This window comes from Pinisolibacter sp., from assembly GCF_036782435.1.
GTDB lineage: Bacteria > Pseudomonadota > Alphaproteobacteria > Rhizobiales > Ancalomicrobiaceae > CALBKH01.
This window is the reverse complement of the sequence record NZ_DAIPZB010000001.1, coordinates 153,780-161,212: the sequence shown is the minus strand read 5'-3', so window position 1 is coordinate 161,212 and position 7,433 is coordinate 153,780. Positions and strand designations below refer to the sequence as shown.

Annotated in this window: 6 protein-coding genes; all 6 read right to left on the bottom strand. The window is 62.4% G+C overall.

Features of this window, described 5'->3' with window-relative positions:
• Positions 1-46: 46 nt before the first annotated feature.
• Positions 47-517, bottom strand: coding sequence for a NifX-associated nitrogen fixation protein (locus V7Q42_RS00670; protein ID WP_333821668.1), 471 nt, complete (start codon positions 515-517; stop codon positions 47-49).
• Positions 518-564: 47 nt separating this feature from the next.
• A complete protein-coding gene (nifX, locus tag V7Q42_RS00665; protein WP_333821667.1) occupies positions 565-1,062 on the bottom strand; it encodes a nitrogen fixation protein NifX in 498 nt (165 codons plus the stop codon).
• Entirely contained in the window at positions 1,025-2,410 is a 1,386-nt protein-coding gene (gene nifN / locus V7Q42_RS00660) for a nitrogenase iron-molybdenum cofactor biosynthesis protein NifN (protein WP_333821666.1), read from the bottom strand. Before nifN ends, nifX begins: the two co-directional genes overlap by 38 nt.
• Positions 2,411-2,420: 10 nt before the next feature.
• Positions 2,421-4,127 (bottom strand): nitrogenase iron-molybdenum cofactor biosynthesis protein NifE, encoded by a 1,707-nt coding sequence (gene nifE, locus V7Q42_RS00655; protein WP_333821664.1) that lies wholly within the window; start codon positions 4,125-4,127, stop codon positions 2,421-2,423.
• A gap of 881 nt (positions 4,128-5,008) precedes the next feature.
• Positions 5,009-5,533, bottom strand: a complete 525-nt coding sequence (locus V7Q42_RS00650) for a hypothetical protein (RefSeq protein ID WP_333821663.1) — start codon at positions 5,531-5,533, stop codon at positions 5,009-5,011.
• A gap of 165 nt (positions 5,534-5,698) precedes the next feature.
• Positions 5,699-7,237 carry a nitrogenase molybdenum-iron protein subunit beta gene (gene nifK / locus V7Q42_RS00645; protein ID WP_333821662.1) on the bottom strand — a complete coding sequence of 513 codons (1,539 nt, stop codon included), beginning with the start codon at positions 7,235-7,237 and terminating at the stop codon, positions 5,699-5,701.
• Positions 7,238-7,433: the final 196 nt, after the last annotated feature.

Genomic DNA, 7,433 nt, shown 5'->3' with positions numbered 1-7,433 from the left:
CGGGGACGACGGTGAGGCGGAGCGGCGCGGCCGCCCCGCCCGCGGTTCACCAGTCGGCGACTTCGGGGAACTTGGCGATCATCTCGCAGGCCTCGCCGACCGCCTTGGTGCCGGCCTCGGCGAGCTTCGATAGATCGTCGTGGCCCCAGCGGTGGACATCGCGCAACGACTTCGACAGCACCACCAGCCGGCCGACGGTGAGGATCACCCGGCCGAACCCCTCGTGGCTCATCTTCATCATCGGCGAGGCGATGTGGCCGGCCTCGCCCTCGATGGCGAGGCCGATGGCGGCGTAGAACTTCTCCACCCGCCACAGCACGTCCGGGTCGGGATCTCCGATGATCGGGATCTGGCGGCGCTGTTCCTTGGTGACGATGAAGTCCTTCAGGAGATCGGCGTCGGAGCGCTTCTCCCAGGTGCCGTAGGCATCCTCGGCGCGGACGAGCCGCACCAGTGTCTTCAGGTAGGGCGTGGCGAGGGCGGCCTCGTCGGCGGAGAGTTCGGCGGTGACGGTCATGGTCGGTCCCTTGTTCTCGGCAGGTGAAATTCGGATCCGTCCGAATTTCAGTCGTCGGCGAAGGAAGGTTTCGGGGCGGCGACGCCGGCCTGGGCCAGCACCTTGCGCAGCCACGGCGGCGGCGTACCGGCGAGCATGGCGCGGGTCTTCTCCAGCACCTCTTCGATCGGCGAAGGCGCCTGGACCTTGATCGGATGGATCTTGGCCGAGACCACCTTGGCGGCGGAGGGACCACCGATCGCCAGGCAGAACAGCAGATGGCAACCGGAGAGCGCGTTCACCTTCGGGGTGATGCGGTCGTCGCCGTCGGTCTTGTGCGAACCGGACTCCTCGGTGACGTCGTCGAAGGCGAGCGCCTCGACGAAGCCCCAGCCGGCTTGCGTCACGTCGTAGACGGCGAAACGTCTGGCGGAGCCGAAATGGGCGTCGAGCGCCTTCATGTCGGTGGTGGCGATGGCGACGCGCACCGCCCCGGCGGGGCGCTCGGGCGCGGCGGGCATCTCCCCGTCAGTGGCGACGAGGCTCAGACGACGGACGGCTGTCATGGTCGGTCTCTCTCCTGGCGAAGGGGTTCAGGCCCTCCGGCGTGGGCGCATGGAGGTGGGACTGGAAGATGTTGGCGACTTCGAAGATCAGATCGCGGGTGCCGCGATAGCCGACGTGGGCGCGGTGCTGGGTGCCGAGACGATCGAAGATCGGGAACCCGACCCGGAACAGCGGGATGCCCAACCGCTCGGAGGCCTGACGGCCGTGGCTGTGGGTGACCAGCAGATCGGCGTCGCCGGCGAGTTTCTCGAAGAGCCCGAGGTCGCCGATCTCGACCGTCTCGGCCGGCACGTCGGCGAGGATGCGCGAGCCGCCGACGGTGGTCACCGCGGTGGTCACCTCCGCCCCGAGACCGACGAAGAAGGTCGCCAGCCGGTAGAGCAGATCGGGTTCGGCGGCGATGGCGATCTTCTTGCCGCCGAAGTGGAAATGGCCGTCGAGCAGGGCGTCGGCGAGCTGCGAGCGCTGGCGGCGTAGCTTCGCCGGCACCGGCCGCCCGGAGATCTCCGAGAGCGCCGTGACGAAGCGATCGAAGGGCCTCAGCCCGGTCAGCGTGCCGAACAGCGTGTAGGGGACGTCGGCGACCTCGGCCAGCTTCTCGGCCGCCGCCCGCTGGTTCTCGCCGACGGCGAGGCAATGGACGCATTCACCCAGCGTGCGGATGTCCTCGACCGAGGTGCCGCCGTAGGTGGTCGGGATCCACCTGCCCGGTACGGTGCCGTCGAGCGCGCCGGAGACGTCGGGCAGGATCGTCGGCTCGAGCCCGAAGGCCTCGATCGTCTCGCGGATCTCCTCGATGTCGGCGACCGTCAGGTCGAAGCCGGGGAGAACCGCGACCCGGCGCGGGTTGCGGCGGGCCGAGACGCGGGCGGTGATGCCGTCGATCATCGCGACGACGGCCTTCGACCAGCCGTCCTCGATCGAGCCGTTGAAGTCGGGCGTGGCGGCCAGCACCACCTCGGTGCCGACCAGCGCCTCGGCGCGCTTCGCCTTGATGATCGCCAGATCGCCGGCGAAGTCCTCGCCGCGGGTCTCGACCAGCGCCGTGGTGGCGATGCCGATCAGCTTCGGCTTGGTACGGTTCTTCAGGTTGAGGATCGCCTCTTCGAGGTGATCGGCGCCGCCCATGATGGTGGCGACCTCGTCCATCGCCGTCGTCTGCAGCGGGATCGTCTCCTTGAAGTGGCGGACGAAGAGCACGAGGGCGAAGGAGGTGCAGCCCTGGGAGCCGTGGAACAGCGGCACGCAACCGTCGACGCCGAGATAGGCGAAGGCGGCGCCGAGCGGCTGGCTCGACTTCAAGGGATTGGTGGACGCCGCTTTCTCCGAATGGAGGACGTGGGCCATGGGTTCCTCCTCAGCAATCGTCGGCGTCGCCGGAGCCTGAGCCGGCGAACTTCTTGTAGGTGTGGGTGGGGGTGAGGTCGGACGTGGCGACCGAGGCGAAGCCCAGCCCCCCCTCTCTGTCTCTCCCCCTCGAGGGGGGAGAGGACGATGGGGTACCGCCCGTCGAACCTCCGGCGCCGAAGCTCGACGACTGGCCGACATCCTCACGACCGACGCTTTGCGAAGACCCCATCCCCGCAAGTCCCCTCCCCCCTGGAGGGGGAGGGACAGGGAGGGGGGGCTGGGCGCCGGCGGATCTCCGCGACAGCCCGATCACCGTCTCGCCGATCACGTTGCCCTCCGCGTCGAAGGGCGACGGCGCATTGACCTCGGCCCACATCGGATTGGCGATGGCGATGTCGATCTGGCGGACGAGTTCCACCATGCCGTCGTAGCCGGCGTAGGGGTGGTGGCGCTCCTGGTTGATGTCGAGCCAGGGCATGCGCGCCTTCAGCGCGATGAACTGGGTGCGGCCGCCCGACAGCATGATGTCGGCATCGTGACGCTCGAGCAGCGTGTAGAGATCGCGCGGCGCGAGCCCTTCGAACATCTTGTGCTCGTCCTCGAGCAGCTCTCTGATCCGCTCCTTGTCCTCGTCCGTCGACTTCTTGGTCGAGGTGCCGACGATCTCGATGCCGATCTCCATCAGCGCCGAGGCGACCGACCACGACTTGACGCCGCCGGTGTTGAGCAACACCCGCTTGCCCGAGAGCCGAGCGCGATAGCGCTCCAACTTCGCCCAGACGATCGCCTCTTCCCGGGCGATCAGCGCCTCGGTGCGGTCGATCAGGTCGGCCGGTACGCCGCGCTCGACGAGCAACTTCGCGATCTGCCGGAGCGCGTCGGAGGTGTCGGCGACGCCGTAGAACGAGCCCTCGAAGAAGGGGATGCCCCAGCGCTCCTCCATCTTGCGGGCGAGATTGATCAGCGCCGTCGAGCACACCATCATCGACGCCTTCGCCGTGTGGGCGGACGCGACGTCTAGATAGCGCGCATCGCCGGGGATGCAGGCGCGCACCCGGATGCCGAGCTCGTCGAGGAGCGGCTTCACCATCCAGAATTCACCGACGAGATTGAACTCGCCGAGGATGTTGATGTCGGTCGGGCCGACGTCGTCGGGCTCGTGGGTGCCGATGACGTGATCGAGGAGGGCTTCGCCGGCGAGCTTGTTGCCGAGGTTCTTCGAACCGACGAAGCCGGCGGCATGGACGGGGATGACGGGGACGCCGAACTTGTCGGTGGCATGGCGGCAGACCGCGTCGAGGTCGTCGCCGATCAGCGCGGTGACGCAGGTCTCGTAGACGAAGACCGCCGGGGGGGCGTGCTCCTCGATGATCTCGCGGATCGCCCGGTAGAGCTTCCGCTCGCCCTGCCCCATCACCACGTCGAGTTCGGTGAGATCGGTGGTGAAGGAGGTGCGCCACAGCATCGGGCCGGAGGACGCGGCGCCGCGGTTGTCCCAGGAGTTGCCCTCGCAGGCGAGCGGCGCATGGACGAGATGGGCGGCGTCGGTGATCGGCTGCAGCACGATCTTGGCGCCGTCGAAAGCGCAACCGCCGGCGGCCGCGCCGGGGGTGAGCGGCTTGGAACAGCCCTTCTTGCGCGCCTTGTCGTCCTTCGCCTGGTTCTTGTCGCAACCGGGCTCGTCGAACAGCGCCTGAACCTTCGGCGAGAGCATGTCGTCTTCCCCTCTCGTCGGCTTTGTCGGGGTTCCGACAAAGCGCTTTCGTCAGAGGGGAAGGAGCAAGCGGTGTGCCAGGGGTCGACACAAACGCCGAAGCAGCGTTCAGAAAAAGTCCACCGCAAAGGAAACGTTTATCGTCAATAAAATTTGCGACGGAAATAGCGCACTACCATGCCAACAAAGCGCCGTACGGCAAATTTAAAATCTCTATAATAGGCAAATTGGAGACGTTGACGAACTTGCGAAGCCATCACAGAAGTACAACGTCCACGCTCATAATTCCACATCAAACTGTTTGAAGCGCGAACACAAAGTGATTGATCCACAATTACAGACCACTCGCAAATAGCAAACACCCTTCTCCAACAATTGAGAACGCTTATCCTGATTCATCATCTTAGATGCCGATCGACGGCAGTTTTATATAGATGCCGCAAAAATCGAAATTAATATAAAAACCACAATACGCCAAACCCAATTAGCCAAATATTTTCCAATGATAAATATTAAGAAAAATAAGCGGCCACCTTCTTGGTAGCCGCTACTATAATACATCTAAATTAAAAGTAATCCCAAAAACCCTACTCAAACCACCGCACATTTGCCTTCACACCGAATCACGATATCCGGGCCGCGATCAAAAGTTGTAAAAGTAATCACTTTCGAGTCGTTTACCATTTTAAGCAACTTCTTTCCAGACTTCCGAAACTTTGGATAGCCTTTTAGGACTCCCCACCCGGACTCGCGCAAAACTTGGAATATCCGCGCTCTGTTGATTTCTTCATAACCATTGCGTGCGCGCCTTATTTGATCTTGGATTGCATGCCACTCAGGGCATTGCATACATCCGTCACCCTCAAACAAAATCGACATTTCTACTCGCCTTCTTGTTCCGTTCGCGGTGAACAATCTTCCAACAAGCTTGTGACCCGCCTATCCAACTCATCCCTTTGCGGCCTAATTACCCCGGCCTCCCGCTTTGTCAACCAGGAAATTCTACCAAGCATAAATACAAAAGGCATAAATAGTAATATCGATACAACACCCATCCAGTCACCAGCATCTCCAGATGATAGGGAGGAATAAAATAGTAACAATATTGATGCTACTGCTGTAGCCAAGACAACGTACCTCATCCATCCATATGTAGCAGCTTCTATTCTTTGAGATGCGCTAATTCTATCCGTTTGTAGCCTTTCAATTTCGAGTTTTAATTCATTATATCTGTGCAGAAAAACATCATCAGAGATAATATAATTGCGACTTTGCTCCATAAGAAGAGAAAGATCATTAATTAAAAGCTCCTCCCTTTTCAAAGCATCTCCTGATAGCGAAATAAACCCAAGAAAACCCAGATTTAACGCAACAGATAACTGAAAAATACTCTGCAGATTGGTCAACCCAAGAGACATTGATAATCTCCTTGAAGCGAGAAAATAACTTATGGACAATTTTTGCGCGATTCTGCCACTTCGTCAAATACCGATTGGAACGAATTTCGTTACGAAACGGCCGCCCTTTCGGGCGGCCGTCGCATGTCCGACAGGTCGGGTTTCCGACGGGCCTCAGCGGGTGAGGTCGAAGGAGTAGTCGGTGACGCCGGGGATGATGGTGTCGGCGTCGAGCTTGTCGAAGACCTTGTCGAGGATCGTCGTCAGCACGCGCAGGCCGCCCTGGTAGCCCATCAGCGGGAAGCGGTGGTGGTGGTGACGGTCGAAGACCGGGAAGGTCAGGCGGATCAGCGGCGTGCCGGTGTCGCGCTCCAGGTACTTGCCGTAGGAGTTGCCGATCATGAAGTCGACCGGCTCGGTGAAGAGCAGCGAGCGCAGATGCCAGAGGTCCTTGCCCGCCCACACCTGGGCCGCCTTGCCGAACGGGTTCGCCGCCAGCATCTCCTTCATCTCGGCATCCCAGGCCTTGGTGCCGTTGGTCGCGAGACAGTGGGTCGGCTCGCCGCCGGTCTCCATGATGAACTGGGCCATGGCGCGAACGAAGTCCGGATCGCCGTAGATCGCGTACTTCTTGCCGTGCAGGTGCGACTGGCTGTCGGCCATGGCGTCGACGAGGCGGCCGCGTTCCATGCGGATCGCTTCGGGGATCGCCTTGCCCGAGAGCTCCGAGACCTTCATCAGGAAGGCGTCGGTGGCGCGGATGCCGAGCGGGTAGTTGAAGGTCGCGGTCTCCTGGCCCTGCTCGGCGATGTAGTCCATCGTCTTGCGGGTGTTCCAGTATTGCAGCGAGATCGTGCCCTTGGCGTTCAGCGCGCCCTTGACCTGATCGATGGTGGTGCCGCCGTCGTACATGCGGAACTCACCGTCCGAGGGGGTGTCGAACTGGTCGGAGGCGTCGGAGATGAAGGTGTAGTCGACACCCATCATGTCGAGGAGGCGCTTCAGCTCGCGGTTGTTGCCGACGCAGTAGCCGTCGAAGCCGGGGATGATGTTGATCGAGGTGCCGGGAGTGCGCTCGGCGCCCTTCCAGAAGTTCTCGAGGATACCCTTGATCATGTTGTCGTAGCCGTCGACGTGGCTGCCGACGAAGGCCGGGGTGTGGGCGTAGGGGACGGGGAAGTCCTCCGCCACCGAGCCCTTCTTCTTGGCGTTCTGGATGAAGCCCTGCAGGTCGTCGCCGATGACTTCGGCCATGCAGGTGGTCGACACCGCGATCATGTCGGGCTGATAGAGCGACGAGCAGTTGGCGAGGCCGTCGATCATGTTCTGCAGGCCGCCGAACACCGCCGCGTCTTCGGTCATCGACGAGGAGACCGCCGAGCACGGCTCCTTGAAGTGACGGGAGAGGTGCGAACGATAGTAGGCGACGCAACCCTGCGAGCCGTGCACGAAGCTCATACACTTGGAGAAGCCGGCGGCGGCGAACACCGCGCCGAGCGGCTGGCAGGCCTTGGCCGGGTTCACGACGAGGGATTCTCGAGCGAAGTTCTTCTCGCGATAGTCCCAGGTCTTGGTGAACTCGCCCTGTTCGGCGACTTTGTCGTCCGGCACCGGGCATTCGAACTCGGCGCGCTTGCGGGCGAACATCTCCTGGTACTCGGGCTCGCGGAAGAGCGGAGCGTGGTCGAGCACGCGATCGGCTGACTGCGGCATGTCTGGTCACCTCTCTTGGGGCCTCCGCGCCATACGGCGGACGTGCACCGGGGTGTGAACGAGGGTTCGCGCGGGCGAAGAGCTCGCGGCGGGATGTCGTGTCGTCGTTTCGGCTTCGTCGGATCGGAGGGGCCGAGCCCCCCCTCCCTGTCCCTCCCCCTGTCCAACTCGGATCTATCCGAGTTGGACCACTTCC

Coding starts and splice junctions, on each gene's coding strand:
- nifK (WP_333821662.1), bottom strand. CDS start 7,237: ATGCCGCAGTCAGCCGATCGCGTGCTCGACCACGCTCCGCTCTTCCGC.
- nifE (WP_333821664.1), bottom strand. CDS start 4,127: ATGCTCTCGCCGAAGGTTCAGGCGCTGTTCGACGAGCCCGGTTGCGAC.
- nifN (WP_333821666.1), bottom strand. CDS start 2,410: ATGGCCCACGTCCTCCATTCGGAGAAAGCGGCGTCCACCAATCCCTTG.
- V7Q42_RS00670 (WP_333821668.1), bottom strand. CDS start 517: ATGACCGTCACCGCCGAACTCTCCGCCGACGAGGCCGCCCTCGCCACG.
- nifX (WP_333821667.1), bottom strand. CDS start 1,062: ATGACAGCCGTCCGTCGTCTGAGCCTCGTCGCCACTGACGGGGAGATG.